The sequence below is a fragment of the Pseudozobellia sp. WGM2 genome (assembly GCF_017810075.1).
Classification (GTDB): Bacteria; Bacteroidota; Bacteroidia; order Flavobacteriales; family Flavobacteriaceae; genus JADNYK01.
Genome location: NZ_JADNYK010000001.1, coordinates 277,048 through 301,995 on the forward strand (window position 1 = coordinate 277,048; position 24,948 = coordinate 301,995).

The 24,948-nt window shown below is 39.4% G+C and carries 20 protein-coding genes and 1 riboswitch; of the genes, 7 read left to right on the forward strand and 13 right to left on the reverse strand.

All coding sequences use genetic code 11. The features are described 5' to 3' along the window. Positions 1-27 precede the first annotated feature (27 nt). Both rpmH and carB read left to right on the forward strand, forming a co-directional pair. Positions 28-195: a 50S ribosomal protein L34 gene (gene rpmH, locus IV512_RS01100; protein WP_072991142.1), complete on the forward strand. Its 168-nt coding sequence runs from the start codon at positions 28-30 to the stop codon at positions 193-195. A gap of 122 nt (positions 196-317) precedes the next feature. After that, entirely contained in the window at positions 318-3,173 is a 2,856-nt protein-coding gene (gene carB, locus IV512_RS01105) for a carbamoyl-phosphate synthase large subunit (RefSeq protein WP_209399835.1), read from the forward strand. A gap of 53 nt (positions 3,174-3,226) precedes the next feature. Here carB and IV512_RS01110 read toward each other — a convergent pair whose 3' ends face one another. From IV512_RS01110 to gndA, 5 genes are all read right to left on the reverse strand, one after another. After that, on the reverse strand, positions 3,227-4,852 hold the full coding sequence (locus IV512_RS01110; RefSeq protein WP_209399838.1) for a long-chain fatty acid--CoA ligase: 1,626 nt from the start codon (positions 4,850-4,852) through the stop codon (positions 3,227-3,229). Between the two features lie 74 nt (positions 4,853-4,926). Next, positions 4,927-5,277, reverse strand: a complete 351-nt coding sequence (locus IV512_RS01115; protein WP_209399840.1) for a ribose-5-phosphate isomerase — start codon at positions 5,275-5,277, stop codon at positions 4,927-4,929. A gap of 59 nt (positions 5,278-5,336) precedes the next feature. Next, on the reverse strand, positions 5,337-7,541 hold the full coding sequence (locus IV512_RS01120; protein ID WP_209399842.1) for a response regulator: 2,205 nt from the start codon (positions 7,539-7,541) through the stop codon (positions 5,337-5,339). A gap of 134 nt (positions 7,542-7,675) precedes the next feature. After that, positions 7,676-8,203 (reverse strand): DUF3124 domain-containing protein, encoded by a 528-nt coding sequence (locus tag IV512_RS01125; RefSeq protein WP_209399844.1) that lies wholly within the window; start codon positions 8,201-8,203, stop codon positions 7,676-7,678. 82 nt (positions 8,204-8,285) lie between these two features. After that, positions 8,286-9,698, reverse strand: coding sequence for an NADP-dependent phosphogluconate dehydrogenase (gndA, locus tag IV512_RS01130; protein ID WP_209399846.1), 1,413 nt, complete (start codon positions 9,696-9,698; stop codon positions 8,286-8,288). A gap of 160 nt (positions 9,699-9,858) precedes the next feature. On the opposite strand from gndA, the gene zwf reads away from it, so the two are divergent. Both zwf and pgl read left to right on the forward strand, forming a co-directional pair. Next, positions 9,859-11,391 (forward strand): glucose-6-phosphate dehydrogenase, encoded by a 1,533-nt coding sequence (zwf, locus tag IV512_RS01135; protein WP_209399848.1) that lies wholly within the window; start codon positions 9,859-9,861, stop codon positions 11,389-11,391. 46 nt (positions 11,392-11,437) lie between these two features. Beyond that, positions 11,438-12,157, forward strand: coding sequence for a 6-phosphogluconolactonase (gene pgl, locus IV512_RS01140; protein ID WP_209399850.1), 720 nt, complete (start codon positions 11,438-11,440; stop codon positions 12,155-12,157). Here the strand turns inward: pgl and IV512_RS01145 are convergent. The 6 genes from IV512_RS01145 to IV512_RS01170 form a co-directional block, all read right to left on the reverse strand. Then, positions 12,144-12,689 carry an acyl-CoA thioesterase gene (locus IV512_RS01145; RefSeq protein WP_209399852.1) on the reverse strand — a complete coding sequence of 182 codons (546 nt, stop codon included), beginning with the start codon at positions 12,687-12,689 and terminating at the stop codon, positions 12,144-12,146. The genes pgl and IV512_RS01145 overlap by 14 nt on opposite strands. Beyond that, the gene (locus IV512_RS01150) at positions 12,690-13,055 is read right to left on the reverse strand and encodes a 6-phosphogluconate dehydrogenase (protein ID WP_209399854.1); all 366 of its coding nucleotides are present in this window, start codon (positions 13,053-13,055) and stop codon (positions 12,690-12,692) included. 38 nt (positions 13,056-13,093) lie between these two features. After that, positions 13,094-14,458: a DNA recombination protein RmuC gene (gene rmuC, locus IV512_RS01155; RefSeq protein ID WP_209399856.1), complete on the reverse strand. Its 1,365-nt coding sequence runs from the start codon at positions 14,456-14,458 to the stop codon at positions 13,094-13,096. A gap of 64 nt (positions 14,459-14,522) precedes the next feature. Continuing rightward, positions 14,523-15,308 carry an ABC transporter ATP-binding protein gene (locus IV512_RS01160; protein WP_209399858.1) on the reverse strand — a complete coding sequence of 262 codons (786 nt, stop codon included), beginning with the start codon at positions 15,306-15,308 and terminating at the stop codon, positions 14,523-14,525. Next, positions 15,308-16,339, reverse strand: a complete 1,032-nt coding sequence (locus IV512_RS01165; protein ID WP_209399860.1) for an iron ABC transporter permease — start codon at positions 16,337-16,339, stop codon at positions 15,308-15,310. The genes IV512_RS01160 and IV512_RS01165 overlap by 1 nt, the downstream gene beginning before the upstream one ends. Then, complete coding sequence (locus IV512_RS01170) at positions 16,340-17,494, reverse strand: ABC transporter substrate-binding protein (protein ID WP_209399862.1); 1,155 nt, start codon at positions 17,492-17,494, stop codon at positions 16,340-16,342. 83 nt (positions 17,495-17,577) lie between these two features. Beyond that, a riboswitch (cobalamin riboswitch) is annotated at positions 17,578-17,790 on the forward strand. Between the two features lie 33 nt (positions 17,791-17,823). Here IV512_RS01170 and IV512_RS01175 point away from each other — a divergent pair. Genes IV512_RS01175 through IV512_RS01185 form a run of 3 tightly spaced genes read left to right on the forward strand, consistent with a single transcriptional unit; the run spans position 17,824 to position 21,688 of the window. After that, positions 17,824-19,668, forward strand: a complete 1,845-nt coding sequence (locus IV512_RS01175; protein ID WP_209399864.1) for a TonB-dependent siderophore receptor — start codon at positions 17,824-17,826, stop codon at positions 19,666-19,668. Between the two features lie 11 nt (positions 19,669-19,679). After that, positions 19,680-20,756, forward strand: a complete 1,077-nt coding sequence (locus tag IV512_RS01180; protein WP_209399865.1) for a DUF5074 domain-containing protein — start codon at positions 19,680-19,682, stop codon at positions 20,754-20,756. 5 nt (positions 20,757-20,761) lie between these two features. After that, positions 20,762-21,688 carry an ABC transporter substrate-binding protein gene (locus IV512_RS01185; RefSeq protein ID WP_209399866.1) on the forward strand — a complete coding sequence of 309 codons (927 nt, stop codon included), beginning with the start codon at positions 20,762-20,764 and terminating at the stop codon, positions 21,686-21,688. A 53-nt stretch (positions 21,689-21,741) separates the two neighbouring features. Here the strand turns inward: IV512_RS01185 and IV512_RS01190 are convergent, their stop codons facing one another. Both IV512_RS01190 and IV512_RS01195 read right to left on the reverse strand, forming a co-directional pair. Continuing rightward, on the reverse strand, positions 21,742-23,223 hold the full coding sequence (locus IV512_RS01190) for a S41 family peptidase (protein ID WP_209399867.1): 1,482 nt from the start codon (positions 23,221-23,223) through the stop codon (positions 21,742-21,744). Positions 23,224-23,309: 86 nt separating this feature from the next. Beyond that, on the reverse strand, positions 23,310-24,833 hold the full coding sequence (locus tag IV512_RS01195; protein ID WP_209399868.1) for a S41 family peptidase: 1,524 nt from the start codon (positions 24,831-24,833) through the stop codon (positions 23,310-23,312). Positions 24,834-24,948: the final 115 nt, after the last annotated feature.

Here is a 24,948-nt window from a genome sequence, read left to right on the forward strand (position 1 = left end):
TTTTACAATCAAGAAAAGGATAATACAATGCCCGGACAGAAAAGAACATATCAGCCATCGAAGCGCAAAAGGAGAAACAAACACGGTTTTAGAGAGCGTATGGCCTCTGTAAACGGTAGAAAAGTTTTAGCTCGAAGAAGAGCTAAAGGAAGAAAAAAACTATCTGTATCCTCTGAGCCGAGACATAAGAAATAATGATTCTATTTTTTATAAAAAATATAGGTGTTACTTTTTAAAAGTAGCACCTTTTTTTTGGCCTATTAAGAGATAATCCAGTATCTTATCACTCATTTCCCAAGAATAAAAGAACACTAAAAATGCCCAAAAGAGAAGACTTAAAATCGATATTGATAATAGGTTCAGGCCCCATAATTATAGGTCAGGCCTGCGAATTTGATTATTCAGGATCCCAAGCCCTGAGAAGTTTAAGAGAAGATGGTATTGAGACCATTTTGATCAATAGTAATCCGGCCACGATTATGACCGATCCAACTATGGCCGATCATGTTTACTTAAAACCGTTGACCACTAAATCGATTGTAGAAATCTTAAAGGAGCATCCGCAAATTGATGCCGTGCTACCGACCATGGGAGGTCAAACCGCTCTAAATCTTTGTATTGAAGCCGATGAAAAAGGTATTTGGGAAGATTTTGAGGTGGAAATTATTGGAGTAGATATCAATGCGATCAACATCACAGAAGATAGAGAGAAGTTTCGTGAATTGATGTTGAAGATAGGTATAGGTATGGCGCCCCAAGCTACAGCTACCTCATTTTTGAAGGGGAAGGAAATCGCTCAAGAATTCGGCTTTCCTTTGGTGATTAGGGCATCATATACACTAGGTGGGGCAGGGGCTTCAATTGTATACAAACCGGAAGACTTTGATGAATTGCTGAGCCGAGGCTTAGAAATTTCACCGATACATGAAGTAATGATCGATAAGGCCTTGATGGGCTGGAAAGAATATGAACTGGAATTACTTCGTGATAAGAATGATAATGTTGTGATTATCTGTGCCATTGAAAATATGGACCCCATGGGTATTCATACCGGAGACTCTATTACCGTTGCTCCGGCAATGACTCTTTCTGATAGAACCTACCAGAAAATGCGTGATATGGCAATTCATATGATGCGCAGTATCGGAGATTTCGCAGGTGGATGTAACGTACAATTTGCCGTTAGCCCAGATGATAAAGAAGATATTATAGCTATTGAAATTAACCCAAGGGTATCACGATCATCTGCTTTGGCCTCAAAAGCCACTGGTTATCCTATCGCCAAAATAGCTTCAAAATTGGCTATCGGTTACCATTTAGATGAGCTTGATAATCAAATAACCAAGTCTACTTCGGCCTTGTTCGAACCTACTCTAGACTATGTTATCGTTAAAATTCCACGATGGAACTTTGATAAATTCGAAGGTTCCGATCGAACTTTAGGTCTACAGATGAAGTCGGTAGGTGAGGTGATGGGCATTGGCCGTTCATTTCAGGAAGCTCTACATAAGGCGACCCAATCCCTCGAAATTAAGAGAAATGGTTTAGGAGCCGATGGAAAAGGGTATAAAGATTATGATCAAATTATTCAAAAACTGACCATACCAAGTTGGGATCGGGTTTTTGTAATTTACGATGCCATTCAATTGGGTATTCCGTTGAGCAGAATACACGATATTACGAAAATTGATATGTGGTTCTTAAAACAGTACGAAGAACTTCATTTGCTTGAGAAAGAGATTTCTACATATACTATAGCTACATTGACAAAAGATTTGATGCTCGAAGCCAAGCAAAAAGGTTTTGCCGATCGTCAAATCGCCCACATGCTAGATTGTTACGAGAGCGAAGTACATAAAAAACGTACTCAAGAGATGAATATTAACAGGGTTTACAAATTAGTAGATACCTGTGCGGCCGAATTTAAGGCGATGACCCCTTATTACTATTCTAGTTTCGAAGAAGAAATTGAAAAACCTGATGGTACGAGGTATGTCGAGAACGATAGTGTGGTCAGCGACAAAAAGAAAATTGTAGTGCTAGGTTCTGGGCCCAACCGTATCGGTCAAGGTATCGAATTCGATTATTGCTGTGTACACGGGGTTCTTGCTGCTGCCGAATGCGGTTATGAGACCATTATGATCAACTGTAACCCAGAAACCGTTTCCACGGATTTTGATACAGCGGACAAACTTTATTTTGAACCGGTATTCTGGGAGCATATCTATGATATCATTCGTCACGAAAACCCGGAAGGTGTTATTGTACAGTTGGGGGGGCAAACAGCTTTAAAACTTGCGGAAAAACTTTCGAAATATGGTATTAAAATTATTGGCACAAGCTTCGAGTCGCTTGATTTAGCTGAAGACCGCGGTAGCTTCTCAGACCTATTGAAAGAAAACGGTATTCCTTACCCACAGTTCGGGGTGGCTGAAACGGCCGACGAAGCTTTGCAGTTATCAAACGAACTTAATTTTCCGTTATTGGTGAGACCGTCGTATGTATTGGGAGGTCAAGGCATGAAAATCGTTATCAATAAAGAAGAACTTGAGGCTCATGTTGTCGACTTATTGCGAAAAATACCTAATAACAAATTGCTTTTAGATCATTATTTAGACGGGGCCATTGAAGCCGAAGCGGATGCTATCTGTGATGGTGAAGATGTGTATATAATTGGTATTATGGAGCATATCGAACCTTGTGGTATTCACTCCGGAGATTCTAATGCCACTTTGCCACCATTCAACCTTGGTGAGTTCGTGATGCAACAGATTAAAGACCACACCAAGAAAATTGCTTTAGCATTGAACACGGTCGGTTTGATCAATATTCAGTTTGCAATCAAAGATGATAAAGTGTACATCATTGAGGCAAACCCGAGAGCATCTAGAACGGTACCGTTCATCGCAAAAGCATACAAAGAACCTTATGTGAACTATGCCACTAAAGTGATGTTGGGTGATAAAAAGGTTAAAGACTTTAACTTTAATCCACAATTAGAAGGTTTTGCTATCAAACAACCGGTTTTCTCTTTCAACAAGTTTCCGAATGTGAACAAGAATCTTGGCCCTGAGATGAAGAGTACGGGTGAGAGTATTTTGTTTATCGATAGCTTAAAAGATGACCAGTTCTATGACCTTTACGGACGTAGAAAAATGTACTTGAGTAAGTAACTTACTTTTGATAAATGGAAGAGGTCGTGGTGCAATTTGTGCCACGACCTTTTTTATAGTTTACCTTGGGCGTAACGTCTTCTGATTTCCTTTTTATCAAATTTTCCAACGCTGGTGCGTGGTATCTGATTGGCGAATATATACTTGTCAGGTATTTGATAATTGGCAAAATCCCGTGATAAAAATTCTCTCAGTTCTTCGTTAGATAAAAGTTCTTCGGCAGTGGCCTTGACAATTAACGCTAGGGGCCGTTCGGCCCATTTCTCATCAGGAATGGCAATTACCGCAGCTTCCTTTATTTTTGGGTGTGACATCAGTGCAGATTCAAGAGCTACGCTAGATATCCACTCACCCCCGCTTTTTATCAAATCTTTTGTTCGGTCTGTAATTTGCATGTACCCGTAATCATCTACTGTGCTTACATCGCCGGTTCTAAACCATCCATCCTTAGTAAAATTGTCCCGATTATTAGTTTTAAAGTAAGATTTAATGACCCAAGCACCTTTAACCTGAAGTTCTCCCATTGTCTTACCGTCGCGTTCGGCTACAGAACCGTCGTTACCGATAATACGCATTTCAATACCCGGAAATTCTATGCCCTGCTTGGCTCTTATCTGTATCTTTTTTTCTTCACTTAATTGCTCATGATGAGTCTGTAAACGGCTTACGGTGCCTAGCGGTGAAGTTTCTGTCATTCCCCACGCTTGTACACCACGAATACCAAAATCATCTTCCATATTCTTAATGAGACTCGCGGGTAATGCCGAGCCGCCCACTAAATACTCTTGCAATGCTAATTTAGGATTGGGTGGATTTTTCTTCATTTCCTCATAAACACCCATCCAGATTGTGGGTACACCATTGGCCTTGGTAACCTTCTCTTCCTGCAAAATAGAAATAATCGCTTCGGGCTGTAAATGGGAAGACGGTAAGACCATATCAGATCCGGTAATCAAACATAAATACGGATAACCCCAGGCCATAACATGAAATTGTGGTACGATGAGCAGAACAATATCAGAACTATTGTAGTTGGCCGCATTTGGTGTGGAAATCGTAAGGGCGTGCAGGTAGGTCGAACGGTGTGTGTAAAGCACTCCTTTTGGTAAACCTGTTGTGCCGCTAGTGTAGCACATGCCACAAGCATCGTTTTCGTTTAGTACCGGCCATTCATATTCTTCTAATTGGTTCTCTAGTAAATCTTCGTAGTGTATAACATTCAATAAAGAAGTGCTGAACTTCTTTGGAGCATTGATTACGATATAATGCTCTACTGTCTCTAGCTTATCTGCAATTTTTTCCAATAAGGGTACGAGAGAGGCATCGACAAAAATCACCTTATCTTCAGAATGGTTGATGATAAATTCAATCTGTTGCAATGAAAGCCTAATGTTTATGGTATGACAAATAGCGCCGATACCTGGTATGCCATAGTATAGTTCAACGTGCTGGTAATGGTTCCATGCAAAGGTGCCTATAATATCACCTTTGTCAACCCCTAGTTTATTAATCAGAGCATTGGCCAGTTGTTTACAGCGCTTGTAGAGATCACCAAAAGTATATTCATGTCTTGAGCCATCAGGTAGGTGGCTGATTACTTTTTTATGTTTAAAGGCATTGTTTCCATATTTAAGAATAGTGGTGGTCGTGAGCGGGTAATCCATTATCAGTCCTTCCATAAATTGCAGTTGTTGAGGGGTACTTCTCTAAAGTTAGTGATTTTTGGTACGGGAAGGAAAAATGGAGATGTTCTTTAGTTGAACCAGACCGCATAGCGCCTGCGACGAAGTTCGAGCGCTAGGATTTCTTCCATTTTTAAGGCAGATGCTCTGGTATTCAACGGTTTGATGTGATTGTAGAGACTAGGTCTTAGATAGGAGCCGTACTTTTTTACTATACTCGATGATAAATTATATCCTTTCTTGTTTCTATATCCCGTTTTGTGCTGTTCGAACCGCTCTTTGGGCGTCTTGCTTGTCATGCCTACATAAAGACACTCCAACACCCCATTAAACTGCGGGTTTGCTTCTCTGAATTTTCTATTTTCAGAATAGACCTTCTTTGATAGCTCGATAACGTAAATGTGGTATTGGTTTCTAGGCATTAAGTACTAAAATAAACTCTAAAACGGTAAACATACCGGTTATATATTTGGTCTGCTAATTAGGAAAGATAACTCAAGATAATTTCTAGAAATTTTGAAAGATTATAGGGTTTGTGAATAATATCATTTATTCCCGAGTTTAAAATTTCAGTCTTGTTCTCATCAAGTTCTACCGCTGTTAAAGCAATTATCGGTAAATCTTTATTGAATTTTCGAATATGGCGTGCAGCTTCTGTTCCATTCATTTTGGGCATGTTAATATCCATCAATACCAAATCGAAATGGTTTGTTTTGCACATTGAAATAGCTTCTGAACCATCATCGGCAAGACTAGATTTTATACGATACTTTTCGAGCGTTTTTTGGGTCACTTTTTGATTGATTCTATTATCGTCAACAATTAGAACTCGTTTTAAACTTAAGGTCTCCTCTTTATAATTGGTATTTAAAACTTTATGAATCGTTTCTTTTGAAGCTGATTTTTCATCAAAAACTGTGAGATTCAATTCGAAACTAAACTCAGAACCATTGCCAAGTTCACTTCTCAAATGAATTTTACTATTATAAAGTTTTAAAATTTTCTTTACAATGGTCAGGCCAAGACCAGTTCCATTATGACCGCGCTTGTTATTTTCTATTTGGGTGAACTCATTGAAAATGGCACTCTGTTTGTCTAAGGGAATGCCGGGGCCATCATCTTTTATTATGAACCGGGTTTTAAACGTATTGTTCTTACGACTTTTAAGCAGCTTTAATTCAAGCCATATATTTCCGTTTTCTGTAAACTTAATTGCATTACCGACTAAATTGATGAGCACTTGAGATAATCGAATGGGATCGCCCACCAAATGATTCGGTATTTCTTTATCGATATTTAAATGCAGTTGATTTCCGTTTTCTTGAAGGGTAGACTCAAAAGATCGAACTATATTTTGTAATAAAATGTCTAATTCATAGGGGATTCTAGATAAGCTGATGGAATCAGCATCCATTTTACTGAGCAATAACACATCGTTAATTAATGAAAGCAAATAATCTGCTGAAAATTTCAGTGAGTTCAAATCATCGGAATACGCTTCTAAATTTTTGTCCTCCTTCAATAAAGTAGATATGCCAATTACGCCATATAATGGGGTTCTCAATTCGTGACTTACAGTGGATAAAAATTTGGTTTTTACCTTCGAAAGCTTTTCTGCCTTTTCTCGTGCTGCATTAAGTTCTTTATTCTTTGTCTGTAAGTTTTCTATATATTTCTTTCTAGTTCTGTAAAATATGTAAATACCTAAGAGTGAAATAAGTAAAATGGCTACAACGAAAATAAGCATACTCGTCAGTGACCTCGATTTAGAAATAAGCTCTTCAGAATATTTCTGTTCTTTTAAGGCTGCTTCTAAGTCTTTGTGAGCTTGTTCCAACTCGAACTTGGCTCTTGCTTTCTCAGTTTCCTCTAATTTTTTTAGTGTATAGGCTCTTTGTTTATAATCGTGATATTTGTCAAGATTCTTATAAGCTTGCTTGAAGTTGTAGGTTTCTTTATAGAGACTAGCCAGATTTTCATAGGCTTCAAGAGCAAGATCGGTGTTATCTTCTGCATCGGCCAAGTCGGCAATATATTTTAGCTTCAACTCGGCGGCCCTATAATTTTTTTGGGTTAGATGATATCGTCCATATAGAAGATCCATATAAACTTTGTTCAGCGTATCGATATCTTTAACCGGTAGAGTCTCGGCCTGTTTAAGAATTTTATACGCTTTATCGGGTTCGTCGTTGTCGAGATAGGTCCATATCAGGTTGATATAGGTCAGGTAAACCTCGTCGAAATCTTTTAGTTTTTCATTAAGAGCAATACTTTCCTCAAAATAATGAATGGCCAGGTCTAAGGTGTTCTTGTTGTCAGAATATAGAATGCCTAGGTTAAGTGCTCCCCAAGCTATCAAGCTGTCCTCGCCCATTTCTCTAGCAAGCTCAAGGGCTTTTTCAGAGTATTTCTTTCCTTGAACGCTATCATCTGATTCAGCGTATATGGCACCTAAAAGGTCGTAGCCCAGAAATTCATAATCTCTTTGTTTGTATTCTTTTCCCTTTTCGACGAGTTCCGAAGCATATTCAATGGCTTCTTTATATTGATACAAGTCGTATGCTGCATTTGATCTGTTTAGATACGACTCTAACGTATCACGTGTCCAAATCGAATCGCTTTGGCCAATGGCAATAGTAGAACAACAGAGAAAACCCAGTAAAGCTAGCAGCTTAATTTTACTCATAAGTTTGGGGCTGTATAGTATTGTGGGGAAAGCCCTTTAGCCAACTAATATAGCAATTTGAAATAAAAATAGAGAGATACTTAACTAGAGATCGATAGAGTGCTCTGCCTGCCTTTTATTACTCTTAACACGATTTAAGGCAATTCTACACCCTCAGTTGTGAAAGAAAATGCTTGAGCCCCAAGGCCACCGACCATAACAGCTTGAAATAATGGATTAAGTTGTTTTTTGGCATACCAATGTATAATGAAATTCGCACCACTACCACCTGAGGTATCTTGTTGCTCAATAACATAATCTATGGTCTCCATCGGTCGTAAGTAGATAGGCTTATCAATATATTTTCTTACCAAATCGCCCTCGGTGTTATAATAATCTATTTTATCGACGAATAGACTGTCTCGAATACTAGTATTTCTTATACTCAATGTTGCGGTAAGAAGCGTTCGGCTATCACGGGTCTGATTATAGATGTCAGAATAAATAGGTACATATACTTCGTGCACTTCAGAGGCCAATGGGCTTTTTAGTACATTTCTATTGAGCATATGGTCGTCTAAAATTTCAACAGGAATCTTTTTATCGCCTGCATCTTTACAAGAAAAAAGAAATAGGGTCATTGCAAGGCAACTACCCACTGTCAAAACTAGGGAGCACTTCATAAACCGAGTAAAATTGAATCTAGTCATTGGAAAGAAAAATAAGAGGGCTATCTAATTCTAGATAGCCCTTCTTGCAATTTTATTAATCCCATTCGGTGTGAAATATACCTTCTTGGTCCAATCGTTCATAGGTGTGCGAACCAAAATAATCACGCTGTGCCTGAATTAGATTCAAGGGCAATCGGGTGGAGGTATACGCATCGAAATAGGTTAGTGAATTCGTTAACCCAGGTAATGGAATGCCATTTTTTGCTGCGTGTGCTACCAATGTTCTTGCTGAACCGACAGTACTCTGAATTTTCTTCACAAAGTTAGGCGAAACCAATAAATTAGGTAGATTGGCATCTTCTTGAAAAGCTTCGGTTATATCGGCTAAAAGACCTGCTCGTATAATACAACCTTCACGCCAAATTTTGGCAATGGTAGCGATATCTAGGTTGTACTTATATTCCTTTGAAGCATCGGCCAATTGATGAAGCCCTTGGGCATAGGTAATGATAAATGCAAAATATAAGGCCTCTTCTGCCATTTTCTCTAGTTCCGCTTTATCAATAGTTTCCACTTCAGGTTTGTCATAAAGTTTATCGGCGGCCGTGCGCTCAAGCTTAAGTGCCGAAATTTCACGCATGCTAACGGCGATATCTATTGAGGGTACGGGTATGCCAAGGTCCATGGCATTTTGGCTTGTCCATTTGCCGGTGCCTTTTTGCTTGGCTTTGTCTGAGATTTGATCTAGTAACCCTAGTTTTCCTAGGTTAACATCATCCTTCTGAATAAATATTTTAGAAGTAATCTCTACCAAGAACGATTGTAAACGACCTTCGTTCCATTTGGTATATGTAGTATGAAGTTCTTCATTCGAATATCCTCCGGCCTTTTTAAGAAGATCGTATATTTCAGAAGTCAATTGCATGAGTCCGTACTCGATACCATTATGTACCATTTTTACATAATTACCCGATGATTTAGGGCCTAAGTATGCCACGCAGGGCTCACCATTGTATTTCGCGGATACGGCTTCGAATATGGGCTTTATGTGAGCGTAGGCCGATTTAGAGCCTCCCGGCATAATGCTAGGCCCTAAACGGGCGCCCTTCGCACCTCCGGAGACACCTGCGCCAAAGAAATTTATAGCTTTTTCTTGAAGATATTCTTCGCGTCTGTCGGTATCTGTGAAGAACGAGTTGCCCCCATCAATAATAATGTCTCCCCTATCAATATGTGGTAAAAGACTCTCGATCACAGAATCTACAATCTTACCGGCAGGCACCAATAACATTATCTTACGAGGTTGCTTTAAAGCCTGCACAAAGGTTTTGATACTTGTAGATGCGTTGACCGTTGCTTCGTGCCCTCCTTCTTCCTTAAGAGCTTTTACTTTTTCGGCATCGAGATCGTGACCAAAAGCCGAAAAACCATTGTCGGCAACGTTCAATATAAAATTGCGTCCCATAACTCCGAGACCGACCAATCCAAAATCATATTTTCCTTCCATAGTATAGTTTTCTGTTTAACCAAAGGGTTCAAAATTTGACTGCTGAACCATGAATATCAAAATTAAATGAAAATATTGAGACAAGTGATTAAGTTAGGGTAAACTCGTTGCTTATGCCTATACTTTTCGATACTTTTACGGCTTAAATTTTTCTATGGCTATGAATAAGACAGAAAATCAGATTCTTGTGATATTTGGCGCTTCAGGCGATTTGACGGCAAGAAAATTAGTTCCGGCACTTTTCAACCTTTATGTGGCTGATCAGTTAGGCGAAAATTTTGTGGTCTTAGGTGCCAGTAGAAGCGATATGACCGATACGGAATTTAGAAAAAAAGTAGTTTCTGACAGTTCTTATCTTAAGGATAAGATTAAGGATCAAGATGAAGAGTATATTAAAAAGTTCGCCGATAAATTCTTTTACGAAGATTTGGGGGGAAGTTACGATACCGATTATGGTAAACTGAGAAATAGAATAGAGGACCTCAAGAACAAGCATAACACTTCAGGTAATATTATCTATTATCTCTCGACGCCCCCTACCTTATACGAGACAATAGCTCAGCGCTTGGCAGATGCTGGTATGAGTACCCAAAACCACGGTTGGAAACGTTTGATCGTTGAAAAACCTTTCGGGTATAGCCTAGAAACCGCAAAGCAGTTGAACAAAGGGTTGCAGCAATTCTTTAAAGAACATCAGATATATCGTATCGATCATTATTTGGGTAAAGAAACGGTTCAAAACCTTTTAGTTACCCGTTTCGCGAACAGTATTTTCGAACCCCTTTGGAACCGGAACTATATTCACCATGTTGAAATCACCAATGCCGAACAGGTTGGTGTAGAAAAGAGAGGTGGGTATTATGATAAGTCGGGTGCTCTTCGTGATATGTTTCAAAATCATTTGTTACAAATTGTTTCTTTGGTGGTTATGGAACCACCTATTAGCGATGCGCCGGAAGATATCAGAAATGAGAAGGTCAAGGCTTTGAAGTCGCTTAGAATAATGAAAGATGAAAAAGAGCTGTTCGACAATACGATACGTGCACAATATACCAGTTCAACGATTGATGGCAAATCGGTCAAAGGGTATCGAGAAGAAGAAGGGGTAGATAAAAATTCGACCACCGAAACTTATGCAGCGATAAAGTTTTTTGTAGATAATTGGAGGTGGAAGAACATTCCGTTTTATGTTAGAACGGCCAAAAGAATGCCCACGAAGGTTACCGAGGTTGTCATTCACTTTAAAACTCCTCACCATCAGATTTTTAAAGATTCAGGTGTGCACGACAAAGACAATAAGTTGATTATTCGCATTCAGCCTGATGAGGGAATTTTAGTAAAATTCGGAGTCAAAGTACCTGGGCAAGGCTTCAAAGTTGAACGGGCAAACCTTGATTTTTACTATGCTAATTTGGCCGAAACTCATGTTATGGATGCTTATGAACGACTACTTTTAGACGCTATGCAGGGTGACGCTACACTTTATGCCAGGGCAGATGAGGTTGAAGCGGCATGGGAGTTTGTGGATCCTATTTTAAAATATTGGGAGGGCGGCAAAGATGTACGAATGTATGGTTACGCAGCAGGTGTATGGGGTCCGGAAAATTCCGATGAACTTATTGAGGGCATTGGTTCTTGGCGTAACCCAGGTCCGAATTTGACAGATGATCCTGGTTTCTGTGTTATTTGCTAGATTTTGAATTACAAAAAGTTATTGTTTAATAGGATTAGTGATTGATATGAAGTTGAAGATATATAAAGATAAAAACACAGTTGCGGAAGAGTTCTCTAAGTTTTTTGCATCGCAAACGGGCGAAAACAAAGAATTTCATGTAGCCCTTTCAGGGGGCAGTACCCCAAAAATCGTTTTTGATGTGCTTGCCTATGAATTTGGAAGCAGTGTTGACTGGTCTGTAGTTCATTTTTATTGGGGCGATGAGCGTTGCGTATCGCCAGATGATGACCAGAGCAATTATAAAATGACCGTTGAACATTTGTTCTCAAAAATTGATGTTCCCGAAAGCAATATACATCGCATTCTAGGGGAGAATGACCCAATACAAGAAGCACAGCGCTATTCAACGGTTTTAATTGATACGCTGCCAAATGTCAATGGATACCCTCAATTTGATTTGGTTATTCTTGGTATGGGTGACGATGGGCACACGGCTTCCATTTTTCCCCATGAAATTGAATTATGGCATTCAGATAAAGTATGTGAAGTGGCCGTGCACCCTGAAAGTGGTCAAAAACGGGTCACCATAACGGGCGATGCAATAAACAACGCCAAAACTGTTGCGTTTTTGGTCACAGGGGAAAGTAAGGTAGAAAAGGTTTCGGAAATATTAGACCAAAAAGGTGGCTTTAAATCTTATCCTGCAAATTTGGTGGCTCCAAAGTCTGGAAACCTGTTGTGGTTTTTAGACGAGGCGGCAGCTACGGGTATTACTTCAAAATAATCTTAACGTTCTCTTTTTCTAGATCGTTTAGATGTTCATCTATTTTAAAATGGGAGCTTTCGAACTCGGTATCTCTAATGAAAGCTTCCTCTTTTCGTTTTTTGCTTCTTGCAAAGCGTCGTACACCTTGCTCATTTTCCAATAGTAAACCGGGCACAGCTATACTTTTTGCATTCTCATCTTTGGCCACCATGGTGAAGTATGAAGAGTTACAATGCCTTTTGGTACCTTTCGTAATGTTTTCAGATTCTACACGAACACCGACTACCATTGAAGTTCGGCCGGTATAATTTATAGAGGCTCTCAAAGTTAGAAGTTCACCAACTTCTACAGGGTGTAGAAAATCGACCCGATTCACAGATGCCGTCACACAATAGCACTGCGAGTGTTTCGAAGCGCAGGCGAATGCAATTTGGTCCATGAGATTGAGAATATGCCCACCATGTACTTTACCGCCAAAATTGGAGTGGGAGGGGAGCATCAGCTCGGTTATCGATACTCTTGATTCTGTTGCACTTTTGAATGTTTCCATTTACTTTCTGAAATGTGGGGATTGTTCTTGCTCTACTTGAGTTACAAAATACTTGGTGTCACCCAGCCAAAAGAAGGTGGCAAAACGTTCTGTATAATGTAATTTTACGTATTGACCTTGGTAGTCTTGCAATTTCTCTATAACCTCTTTATCCTTATCTAAAACTGAAAAAGAAAAAATTTGGGCACCCGAAATACCCTGACTGATCTCACCTTCCCAAGTTTTTACCAGAATACCCTTATGGCTGATTTTTATAAGCTCACCGGAACGAATACCATCACTGTAAGGTACGAAATAGATAAAGGCATAGATCAACGCGAACAGAGCAATGATAATGCCTAGCGTAATAAATAGAGGTTTTTTCATAGTACAAGTGTCAAGTTAGATTTACTTCAAGGCTGAAATTATAAATTTAATTTACCCGAGGTATTGGTTTCATTTTCAATTTCTTCCAAATCATCTTCCGCCCGCCTCAAGATAGGGTCTGGAAGTGACTTTTTTGCCTTGGCACCCATTTTTTTCAATTTCTCGATACTTACGATGATATTACCACGACCATCAAAAAGCTTGTTCATCGCCCCTTTATATTCCGATTTGGCCTCATCCATCTTTTTGCCGACTTTGGTCAAATCGGTCATAAATCCTTCGAATTTATCGTAAAGGGCACCAGCTTGTCGTGCAATCTCGATGGCATTACGTTGTTGTTTTTCATTGTTCCACATACTATCGATAGTTCGCAAGGTAGCCAGTAAAGTAGAAGGGGTTACGATAACAATGTTCTTTTCGAAAGCTTTATTGTAAAGCGTGTTGTCATTGTTTATGGCAATGGCGAAGGCGGGTTCTATGGGAACGAACATCAATACAAAATCAGGACTCTCCATTTCGTACAAATCTTCATATTTCTTGGCCGATAGTTGGTCTACGTGTTTTCTGAGGGAATTGATATGGTCTTTTAGAAACTTATCTCGCAATTCATCTTCAGCATTAACGAAGCGCTCATAATCGGTCAATGATACTTTAGAATCGACGACCATTTTTTTGCCGTCAGGTAGATTAATGATGACATCGGGAAGCACCCGCGATCCATCTTCACGGGTAAAGCTCTGTTGCACCGAATATTCCCGGTCTTTTTCCAAACCTGACTTTTCTAGTACACGCTCTAAAACGAGCTCGCCCCAATTGCCTTGCATTTTGCTGTCGCCTTTTAGGGCCTTGGTCAAATTTTCAGCCTCTTGGGTAATTTTCAAGTTTTGGGTCTGCAAGTTCAGTAACTGCTCTTTTAGAGCGGAATGAATACTGATGTTCTCTTTTTGACTTTCTTCAACCTTCTTTTCAAAAAGTTGAATTTTTTCATTAAGTGGAGTAAGTATGTCTTTGATATTCTTTTCGTTACGCTCGGTAAATTTTAGACTTTTCTCTTCGAGAATCTTATTGGCCAAGTTCTCGAATTCTTTGGTAAATCGCTCTTGCAGTTTTTCGACTTCCAGTTTTTGTTCCTGATTTTTAGCGTCTAAATTTTCAATATCTGCTTGGTACCGAACGATTTGGTTACTTAATTGAGACTTTTCATCTTGCAGATGGTTTTTATGCTCCTCGGCATCTCGTAAACGTTGTTCTAACGTCGTCAGGTTGGCGTGTAACTGTTGTTCACGTTCTTCCAAAGCACTTTGACTTGATTTGGTTTTTAAATTTTGAATGTAATTGCCTAAAAAATAGCCGATAGCAAGGCAAATCAGGCCAACCAATAAGTATATCAAATATTCGTTCATTTTCAATTATAATCTTCGCAGTAAAGATACAAGTTTGGTGTTAAAGCTAGATAGGCTTGCTTGTTTACTTTTTAATACGAAAAGTGCCGGTTGTAGCATCAAAAGTCACCACATCATCTGGGAAAATACGTTCGAATGCCTGCTTTTTAATAAGGTCTTGAGGTCGACCAAAGGGATTGTCTTTACCATTCAACAACAAAATTTGGTCACATATTTGAATGGCCATCTCTATTTCGTGTGAGGTAAAAACTATCGTCTTTTTGGTATTATGGGCTATTGACCTTAAGAGCTTTAGAATCTGCACCTTATGAAAGAGGTCGAGGTGGGTGGTAGGTTCATCTAGCAGTATGATTGAAGTGTCTTGCGCCAAGGCTCGGGCAATCATGACCCGTTGCAATTGCCCATCACTCAATTCATAACATTTTTTATGCTGTAGCGGTTCAAGGTCTAACATATTAAGAGCTTCCTTGATTTTCTTCTTATCGGTAGTTGTGAGCGTACCGACCCAGTTGGTGTACGGTTGTCTGCCCAAGGCCACCAATTCAATCACGGAAAGGTTCTTAGAGGCAAGTGGCTCGGTCAAAACCACACTCAGCTTCGACGACAGTTCTCTAGGGGTATACGAAATGAGCGATTTATCATCAACTTCAATATTACCGGAAAGCGCTTCTTGGGCATTGGCCATTGTTCGTAAAAGAGTTGATTTGCCAATACCGTTTACGCCTATGACGGCCATCAATTCTCCTTGCTTTAAGGTAAAGTCGATATTTTCAGTTATTGATTTATTTTTATAACCAATATTTAGGTCAATAACCTTGAGTACGTTATTTGAAGTATTACTTTCAGCCATTAGAATACCATTCTCTTTTTTCGAAGTAACAACCAAATTACTACAGGAGCCCCAAAAATGCTTGTAATGGCATTAATGGGCAATACATTTTCTGACTGAGGTAATTGAGCGATTGTATCGCAAAGTAATAATAAAATTGCCCCGTACACCAGTACCGCCGGCACCAAGATCCGATGGTCGGTGGTGTGAAATATCTGTCTTGTCAAATGAGGTACGGCCAAGCCAACAAAAGCAATGGGGCCGGCAAGCGCCGTAACACTTCCAGCGAGTAGACCGGTTGCAATAATTATGAGATATCTAGATTTTTTCAAATGTATGCCCAAACTTTGCGCATAGTTTTCACCTAGCAGTAGGGTATTCAGGCTTTTAATAGATAAAATACTTAGGATAATTCCGACCAAAACAATACCAAGAAGTAATGTCAATTGAGGCCAAGAAAGGTTACCTACACTGCCGAAAGACCAATAGACAAATTGTTGCAATTTTTCTGCCTTGGTGAAATAGGAGAGCACACTCACAAGTGCACCTGTAACACTGCCGAACATTAAGCCAATGATCAAGAGGGCCATGGTGTCTTTTACCCTCGAGGCAACTACCACTACTGCTAACAATACCAAAAAACTACCGAGACTAGCCGCCACCGCGAGAGCCACATCGTTCAGCAAAGTGAACGAAAATAAACCTGTGAATAATCCAGACCCCATAATTAAAAGTGCGGCGCCTAAACTGGCCCCCGAACTTATACCTAAGACAAACGGCCCTGCTAACGGGTTTCGAAACAGCGTTTGCATGAGGAGTCCGCTTAAGGCTAGAGCACTGCCGGCCAGAATTGCGGTCAAAGCTTTGGGTATTCTATAATTCCAGATAATATAGTCCCAAGATGAATTTTGTACACTATCACCGAAAACTGAACTAAGTGTCTCTGAGAGCGGTATGCCGACCGAACCAAGGCTGATATTCAAGAGAAAAGAACATACCAATGCTATTATTAAAACCAAAAAATGCCAACGGTATGTTTGAAAACTGTTCACTTATTCTAACGGCTTAAAAAAGAATAGTTCATGTTGCGGCAGTAGCTCTGGGTGAAAAATATGTATCAAATCTTTTAATACCAAATCGGGCCTATTGGGCGCAAGTTCATAATATAGAAGTCCGCCGGTCTCGCCTTGAGCTATAGTATTCGAATAGATACGCTGATTTTTAAAGGCATCAAATTGGGTGTAGTGCCGATTGGCTTCTTTCATTGCGTTATATGAAGTCAGCATAGATGGGTTTAACCAAAAATCGGCTTTAGAAGCTTTGGCCAAAACGGATTCTAAACTCAGGGCAATACCCCCCGTATCATCACTATCGGCCCACAAGTAATCTGTTTTTGCATCGTTGAGAAATTGAGCCATCCAACTATTGCCTCCCGAAACGTGCCATACATCTTTAAATAAGCCTCCCGTTAATACCGTAGGTCTTTGCTCTACATGTTCAACAATTTTTTTAGTCTTGTTATAGTTGTTTTCAATAGTTGAAAACAGACGTTCGGCTTTTTCTTCCAATTCGAAAAATGGGGCGAAGAACTTAATCCATTCCGCCTTTCCCAACGGCGATTGCTCCGTCCAATCACCATTATAAACTACCGGTATGTTTGAGCGTTTAATGGTCTCATAAGCTCTATTTTGGTTATTGATGCCAAACCCGACTACTATTTCGGGACTTAAATCTATCACCATCTCCGTATTGATGGACTCATTGTTGCCTAATTCTTTTACCATTCCCTCCTCAATGCGTTTGCGGGTCTCTTTAGATGATATAAGCGCCGTATTGGGGAAGCCGACAAGCCTATCAGCTACTCCGAGAGCCTCAAGGGAAGGGATATGAGTTGTAGAAGTGACAACCATTTTTTCTACAGGAACGGCAACTATGGCATCGTAAGCGTCTCTATCCAGCGTTATTGAAGCCATTTTATTTTTCGGTACGAGCGCATAGGTAAAACCGTTGTCGGCATCGGGCCAAGGAGAAGAAACCTTGATAATGGTCAAATCACCTGATTTTTCAATCTCAAAACCCTTTGCGTAAGCTACATCACCTGCCTGTAAGGGTGTTTCTTGAGAGATTGTCGAATGTGATTGCTTCTTTTTATCGGTTTTGCACGAAATAAGGGTAACCAATAAAACAAAGAAAAATGTTTTGTACAAGGTGAAAGATTTAATGTTCTCAAAAGTAGTATTATTTGATCTTTCAATTAAAAGATTAAACAAAATGTTTATTTTCGCCGAGAATTTCGGTTTCCGTTATTGGTGTTCCGATGACGGAATTAAAAGGGAATCTGGTGCGAATCCGGAGCTGTTCCCGCAACTGTAAGTTCATGCCAAGTTGTTTTTGGCACCTCTTTGTGAGGATGTTGTTTTCTTCAAAACCACTGTCTTTTTAGATGGGAAGGTAAAACAGCATTGAACAAGTCAGGAGACCTGCCTAATTCTTAATCCTAATTTGTAAGGCTTTCGGGTAAAAGGCTTTAATCGGTATGAAAACTGTTCGCAATTCTGTATATGCTATTCTACTGTTATTCTCAATGTTCTCCTATGGTCAGCGAGATAGCATAACAGTTCTTGATGAGGTTATTTTGACCGATGTACGATTGTTACATTTTTCTGAGGGAAAAGTTGATGTTCTTCAAGACTCCGTATTAGAAAGAAACGGAGCTTCGCTGACGGATTTATTACAGTTCAACTCTGGCATTTATTTGAAAGAAAATGGTTTGGGCATGGTTTCTTCCCCTTCGTTTCGGGGTACAAATGCGTCACAGACGGCTGTAGTATGGAACGGTATAAACATCAATTCACAACTCACGGGCCAAGTCGATTTTAATACCATTGTGCCTAGAAATTACGGTAATGTTAAGGTACGTCGTGGCGGTGGAAGTGTTCAATTTGGTAGTGGAGCTATTGGCGGTAGCGTGCATTTGCAAGATGTTCTTCGATTCGATAGTGCTAGAAAACATGAACTGGAGTTGGGCTATGGAAGTTTCGATACAAAGACTTTTGATTATAGCACTTCTGGGGGCTCTGAGAAATTGACATTGGGTTTCGGAGTAAACTATAGAGCCTCGGAAAACGATTATACCTATTTGGGCACTGACTTAAAAAATGAAAATGGTGCATTTGAAAATATCAACTTTAATGGAAACCTAGGGTATAAGATAACTGAAAAACAATTGTTGAAATTTTATCACAACACCTTTATTGGTGATCGTGATTTTTCGGGTACTATTACGGCACCGTCCCAATCGAATTATAAAGATTACAATTCCCGTAATCTTCTGGAATGGAATCATTTTAAAGAAAACCGAGTTCAGAGACTGAAACTGGGTTATCTCTATGAAAGGTATAAGTATTTCGAGAATAAAGAACGTGATGATTTTTCCTTTGGGCAAACCTCCACATTTTTAACCAATTACGATTATAAAATCCATTTTAAGAAAGTAGTTGTCAATACTATTGCAGACTATAGTCATATTGCGGCTGAAGGAAGCTCTATAGAAAATGCTAAAAGAAACACTTTGGCAGCCACCTTCTTGCTGAAGCATCAACTTGCAGATAAGTTGGCCTACAGCATCAATTTAAGAAAAGAGTTCGTCAACGATTATAGAAGCCCGTTCGTGTATGCGTTGAATCTTGAATATGCGACGGCTCCCAAGCATACCTTCTATTTGAGCGGTTCAAAAAATTATAGAATACCCACTTTTAACGAGATTTACTGGATGCTTGGCGGTGGTTCTGGCGGTAACTCTGATATCAGGCCTGAATCTTCATTTCAAGGGGAAATTGGACATCTTTTTCAATTAAAAAAGTTGATGTTCAAATGTTCGGCCTATTACATTGCTTCTGATGACTTGATACAGTGGAGACCTAACAATTCTGGAATTTGGTCACCAATCAATATAAATGAAACCTCGAATTATGGTTTCGAAACCTCGTTGGAATTTAGCGAATACTGGGGAGCACATCATGTAAAATGGCTAAGTGGGTATGGTTACACAAAGGCAATCAACAAAACCACCGATGAAATATTGATGTATGTACCAAAGCATAAAATTACATCTAACCTTGGTTATGAATACGGGTCATGGCAATTGTTCTATCAACTATTTTTTAACGGAAGTGTTTTCACTACTTCAGACAATTCAGATTCTTTATCTGGCTATTCAGTGTCGAACTTAGGTCTTTCGAAAAGTTTTAGAATTCAACGAAAACTGGCTATTGAAGCCAAATTTCAAATCAATAACCTATATAACAAGAATTATCAGAATGTAGCTTTTCGGCCTATGCCGGGAAGAAATATGCAATTAAAACTAAAACTAAATATTTAATATAGAACCCAATGAAAATTAATAAAGTATCAATTCTAATAGTATTGTCGGCACTATTCATAACTAGCTGTTCAGATGATGATAATAGCCCTGCATTACCCGATGGGGCCGAGGAACCTGAAGCAGCCTACGAAAATGGAATGTTGATTGTAAATGAGGGGCCTTTCAATAATGGCACGGGAACGGTAACTTTTATTTCTGAAGATAATTCGGTCATCGAAGAAACTATTTTTAAAAAGGAAAATAATGAAGACTTGGGTAATATTGTACAATCAATGGCCTTTGATGATGATTTGGCCTATATCGTCGTCAACAACTCGCATAAAATACATGTTGTTAATAGATACACTTTCAAAAGTATAGCGGTTATTGAGGAAGACTTGATGAACCCTAGGTATATGACCGTTTCCAATGGAAAAGGTTATGTGACGAATTGGGGAGATACCGCAGATGAAAGCGACGACTACATTGCCATAATCGATTTAGAGGCAAATGCAGTTATTGGTGCTATTCCCGTAGAATTAGGTCCGGAAGCGATTACTTCAAATTCCGAATTTGTGTATGTAGCCCATCAAGGTGCCTACGGGCAGAATAACATTGTTTCGGTGATAGACCCATCGAACGATGAGGTTCTGGACACAATAGAAGTGGGAGATTTGCCTAATTCTATGCAATGGGACGCATCAGGTAATCTATGGGTTTTAAGTGGCGGTGCGCCCTCCTATGCTGCTGAGGAAACCAATGGGGCTTTGGTAGAAATCGATGCGACTACTAACGAAGTGAGCCGTACTTTTGATTTTAGCACGGTACAGCACCCTGGCGGTTTAAATATTGATGGAGACGAGCTTTACTTTGGTATGGACGGCGGTGTGTATTTGTTCAGCGTAAATGCTACTGAATTGCCTGCAGAACCTTATATCGAAAATGCTTCCTTCTATTCCATGACTGTAAACGATGGTAAATTGTACGGTACTGATGCCAAAGATTTTGCAAGCAAAGGCGACTTGATTATTTACGATTTGAGCTCTAAGGAAAAGACGAATACCATTCCGGTAGGTATAATTCCAAGAGGTGTGTATTTCAATTAGAAACGATGCTCAAAGTTTGCTCTTTTATGCCAGCGGTAACGCAAATGCTCTATGATATGGGGCTGCAACACCATTTGTATGGTATAACGTTTGAGTGTCCGCCGCAGGCATTGGAAGAGAAAAAGCCGGTGGTACGTTGTATATTGGAAGGCAAGAATTACACAAGCAAACAAATAGATGTATTCTTTTCAGAGAGTAAAAAAGACGGCAGAAAGCTTTATTATGTTGATGAGCCGGCACTGGCGGAAATAGCCCCAGACATCATTTTTACTCAAGATACATGTGATGTTTGTCAAATTGATACAGAATGCACCGCGGCAGCAGTGGCAAACCTTGAGAAACAACCAGAGCTTATATCTATAAGCCCCAACAATCTAAAAGACGTATTTGATAATGCCGTAACGATTGCTAAAGCTCTGAATAGGGAAGAGGTGGCCTATACTTATTTAACGAAATTAAAACGTCGCATAAAAAAAGTGACCAATAGCTTAAATTTAGCGAAGGTCGAACCTAAAGAAATTGCTTTGCTTGAATGGGTAGACCCAATATATAATTGCGGACATTGGATACCCTACCAAATTAATTTGGCGGGAGGAATGGATAGACTATCAAATCCGTCAGGTGATAGTATGGTCACTACATGGGAAAAAATCAAAAATTATGACCCTGAGGTTATAGTTATTGCACCCTGTGGCTTTAAAACGGAAAAAGCTGTAAAAGAAATGTACCCACTATTGGCCCAAGATGGTTGGCCCTCTATGAAGGCGGTGAAGGAAAGAAAAATTTTTATCGTTGACTTCGATTTGTTCACTCAATCATCTGCCAGTACCCTTGTTGATGGAATAGAGCTATTGGCAGGGTTGTTTCACCCCGATATAGTTGCCGTGCCCGAAGACCTGAAATCAAAATATATTAGGTTCTACGAGATGTAATAAAAAGGTCCGTGTATAACGGACCTTTTTTTATTTATTTCATTTTGGAAGATTTACCAAACTACCGGCAAGTCGTCTACAAACATATTATCTTTGATCGGAGTGAACATTTTTGAAGAGGTCATTGTCTTGGCCGGCATAACCACTTCAAACTTTCTTTTCGAAGTGCTTCCGGTAATTTCGTTTAAGGCTCTAGCTAAAAGAGGTTCATTTACATCACCAAGAACTCCTAAATTCGATAGGTCTTCATCTAATGGAATGTCGGGCACCAGACCTGAAGTATAATCGGAAAAACCATCCGCGTTTTCATTTCTTCCTAATAAAGGTTGAATGGCCCATTTGTTATTGGATTTTATTTTATTGACCCTATCAGGGCTGTAGAGATAATTATTTTCTCTATCGTCTACCATAGTGGTCGAGAATTCGTTTTTTCCCCTTGATGTTTCACCTATTTGTACCACATCAATATACGGCTCTAAACCGTTAATCACCAACTCACTAGCTGATGCGGTGCCCGATGTGGTCAATATGTAAACCTTGCTAAGATTTAAAGAGTTTATTTCTGTTCCTTTTCCTGTTTTGTCGGCAAAATAGCGTTTAAGGTCTGTGCCGTTATCCTCAAGAACAGTTTGATATTTATCGTTATACCTAGCCTTAAGAAAAACTTCTTTAGTGTCTGTGCTATACAGCATACTTGAGAGGAGAATAGCCGTATTAACAGAGCCGCCTGGGTTATAGCGCAAATCTAATACCACGTCGGTCACACCACCGCTATTGAATCTATTAAAAACTGTATTGAGCTGCTCATCAAATTCGTTGGTGAAGCCGGTATAAACAAGATATCCCACTTTTGCACCTCCGATTTCAATAATCTCATCAAGAAGTATAGGGTTCTCTTGTAAACCCACCTCTTTTACAAGGGCTACTTCTTTGTCATTAGGTACAATCTCACCGTCTACTATATCGGCCATATTTAAGGTGTAGCTATCATTTTCGCCAAAAAGTAGTGAAACATAGTTGCTGTCGGTCATTGTAGTACCGTCGACACCTGTGAAAATATCACCTCGCTTAATATCTTTTTTTGAAGCATCCGACCCCTCGACAACATACTGAACATAGCCAAAAATGTCGTTGCTGTCTTGAATACGTACCAAACCGAATTGAAGGCCATTGCTTTTCGAGATACCGGACAGAGACTGGGTCAATGTTACATAATCATCTGAATAAAAACTAAAGCGATCTTGGTTGAACAACAATTGATTGTCAAAAAATTGACCAGGGTTATTTTCCGAACTTAAAAAAGTAGTATAGGCTTCTGAGCCTTCATCAGTATTCGGAAACTTGCTGTCAGAAAGATTTTCGACATCCGTTTGCCAGAAATACCAAAAGTTCATGGCCTTCCACATAAAATCTTGTACATGCACACCGGCTGCAGGGTCAGGGTCTACTGTATCTGGAATGATAAAATCATCATCAGCTACACATGAAACGAATAGTGCTAGGGATAGGATTACCCCCATTGTAAACTTTTTCATTAATTAAGTTTTAGAAATAGAAAGAAGAAAAATCGCCTCCATAAATGTCAACGTGAAAGTAATGGTATTATTTTCAGGGAGATTAGTTAAAGTTTTTCAAGAAGTCCATCCATAAACATGTTATCCTTAGTGAGCGTGAACATTTTAGAATTGGTCAAGTAGTCTGCCGCATAGGGTTGGGTTAAACTACGCTTGGCGGTTCCACCTGAAATTACAGACAAGGTTAGGGCCAATAATGGTTCGTTTTCGTCTCCCAATACACCGAGATTACCAATGTCTTCCGCTTGTATATGGTCAGGAACGAGACCACCTGTGTAATCAGAAAAACCGTCGGCATTTTCATTTCTACCCAGTAAAGGTTGAATGGCCCAGCTATTATTGGGGTTGATTTGGTTTTCTCTATCAGGATTATACAAAAAAGAACCTTCGGGATCATCGACAAAAGTGTTCGAAAATTCATTTTTACCTACTGTCGTGGTTCCGACTTGAACAACATCAATATATGGTTCAAGGCCATTGATAACCAGTTCACTGGCCGAGGCCGTATTGCCACTGGTGATTACATAGACCCTTGTTAGATTCAATTCATTGATAGCGGTTTCACTGTCAAAAGTCACATCGGTAAAGTTGTCAGGCGTACCAAACTGTTCTTGAAGCTTATCATTAAAACGGGGCCTGATAAAAACCTCTTCGGTTTTTGCACCATATACCGAACTGGCTATTTGAATCGCTGATGATACACGCCCACCAGAATTGTAACGAAAATCTAATACTAATTCATCAATATTTTCTGCTTTAAAAGCTCCGAAAGCTTCATTAAGGGGGTCGTCAAAGGCAGCAAGAAAACCGTTATACATCAAATAACCGATCTTTAGTCCGTTTTGTTCTATTACCGTACTGACGAGAATTGGGTTTTCAGAGAAATTTTCGATCTTGGTCAGTTCAACTTCCTCATCATTGCTGACTATAACATCATTTTCAAGATTGGCCATATTTAAGGTGTAAGAAGCATCGTCACCAAAGAGCAAATCAATATAATTATCTATATTCATTAATTGGCCATTAACACCGTTGAAGAAATCGCCTCTTTTGATATTTTTTTCAGAAGCATCGGAATTGGGCATAATATAGTTGACTACCCCATAAACACTAAAGCTATCATCGTTTAAATAAAGATTGAACTCAAGGCCGTTGCTTCTTGAAATACCTTGAAGAGAGTTGAGCAGGTCTCTATAATTTTCTACGGCACCGCTGAATCTATCGACGGCCGAAGCTTCACCGACTGCATTGACATGATTGTTGCAAAGGTCTTCGTAAAAAAAAGTAGCTGGGTTTTCTTCTGATGCCAAAAATTCTATATAATTAGAATCATCTGGTCCGGTAAAATTATCATCCGCTAAATTGGCAACATCGCCTTGCCAAAAGTAAAATTGGTTCATGGCCTGCCACATAAAATTTTGAGCTGGGTAGTCATCGGCAGTCACATTGGGCTGCTCTTCCTCTTGGGGTATTTCTTGTTCATCAAAATCAGGAATGATATCGTCGTCTGAAGAACAACCGATAAAGAACAATGCTGCGACAAGGTAAATAGGGGAAATATACTTTTTCATAAATTTATTTTCTGGAGTCAGTGGAACTTTAGCAATTATTGTTCCATAAAAGAGAGAAAGATTTTTTTCGGGGGTTAATACTGTATAGCGCTGTATAGCAATATACTAAGTTAGT